This is a genomic window from Sphingomonas pokkalii, from assembly GCF_003096275.1.
Classification (GTDB): domain Bacteria; phylum Pseudomonadota; class Alphaproteobacteria; order Sphingomonadales; family Sphingomonadaceae; genus Sphingomonas; species Sphingomonas pokkalii.
Genome location: NZ_QENQ01000017.1, coordinates 1 through 746 on the forward strand (window position 1 = coordinate 1; position 746 = coordinate 746).

The following is a 746-nucleotide window of genomic DNA, read 5'->3' on the forward strand; positions in this document are numbered from 1 at the left end:
GAATTACGGTGACAGTTTACTAAAAACCCATAATCTATTACGCTTCCGCAATGGCCCGCCTCCCACGCTTGGTCCTGCCCGGCTACCCGTACCACGTCACCCAGCGTGGCAATCGTCGGCAGCAGACGTTTTTCGAAGAGGGCGACTATGCGCTGTACCGCGACCTGCTCGCCGAAGCGGCGAGGCGGGCGGGTTCGGAGATCTGGTGCTATTGCCTGATGCCGAACCACGTCCACCTGGTGGTGGTGCCGGCGGACGAGGACGGACTGCGCCGTACCTTCGCGGATGCGCATCGCCGCTATACCGGCTACATCAATGCGCGCCATCGCTGGACGGGGCATCTGTGGCAAGGGCGTTTCGGTGCGGTGGTGATGGATGAGGCGCATCTCGGCCACGCGATGCGCTATGTCTCGCTGAACCCGGTGCGGGCGCATCTGGTCCGGCGTGCCGAGGACTGGCCATGGTCGAGCGTCCGCGCCCACCGCGCCGGGCGGGACGATGCGCTGGTCCGCGTCGCGCCGGCGCTCGATCGCTATGGCGACTTCGCGACCTTCCTTGGCGACACTGCCGAGGCGGATTCGGCTTGGCACGCATTGCGCCGCGCCGAGACCACCGGGCGCCCGCTCGGCGCCGCGGATTGGATCGCGGACATCGAGCGGCGCACCGGCAGAACCCTGGCAGTACAGAAACGCGGGCCCAAGCCAAAGCGAATGGCGATTAGTGAGTGTGTTTAGTAAACTGTCACC

1 protein-coding gene is annotated in these 746 nt (G+C 65.4%); it reads left to right on the top strand.

The genetic code is table 11. The features are described 5' to 3' along the window. The first annotated feature begins 50 nt into the window (after positions 1-50). On the top strand, positions 51-734 hold the full coding sequence (locus DD559_RS19530) for a transposase (RefSeq protein WP_116471072.1): 684 nt from the start codon (positions 51-53) through the stop codon (positions 732-734). Positions 735-746: the final 12 nt, after the last annotated feature.